The sequence below is a fragment of the Vibrio sp. 10N.222.46.A1 genome (assembly GCF_041473595.1).
GTDB classification, from domain to species: domain Bacteria; phylum Pseudomonadota; class Gammaproteobacteria; order Enterobacterales; family Vibrionaceae; genus Vibrio; species Vibrio tasmaniensis_A.
The window spans coordinates 1-501 of record NZ_JBFRSN010001839.1 but is presented as its reverse complement, the minus strand read 5'-3'; the positions used below and the strand labels follow the sequence as shown (position 1 = coordinate 501).

Annotated in this window: 1 protein-coding gene; it reads left to right on the top strand. The window is 30.1% G+C overall.

Going from position 1 to position 501, the window contains the following annotated elements; translation table 11 throughout:
- Positions 1-281, top strand: a 281-nt coding sequence (locus AB4496_RS29555) for a GtrA family protein (protein WP_372133703.1), incomplete at its 5' end; no start/stop codon positions are given.
- Positions 282-501: the final 220 nt, after the last annotated feature.

Genomic DNA, 501 nt, shown 5'->3' with positions numbered 1-501 from the left:
GTATGAATTCTGCTATTTTCATAATATATTTGTACTCATACTTTATTAACAAGTATTTTGTTTTTAATAATTATGAAAAAAAACATGTTAGACATGGTGTAGGGTTTATTGTTATGCGGTTGGTCCTGTTGTTAACTATTAATATCATTGTATATTTAGGCGTCGATGTTCTTGGTTTTAACTATTTGGTATTTATAATGGCAACAATGATTGGTGAGGCAGTTGTTAGTTTTTTAATAATGAAATTTTTCCTTTTTAGACCGAGTTTCTCTGAAAGTTAGAAGGGTGATAGAATATTATGGTTTATATTAATGGTGAATAGTTAACTTGTCATTTTTGATGTGAGCGGAGTACAGCAGTCAGGTACTATCTTATGTTTATCAAAACATCGACTAGGGCTATGGTTTGCCCCTTCACAACTTATATAGTTTGAATGTTTGCCATGTTAAATGCCTCCTTTATCCACTATAATTGAAGGAAATAACTATATGAACTATTATC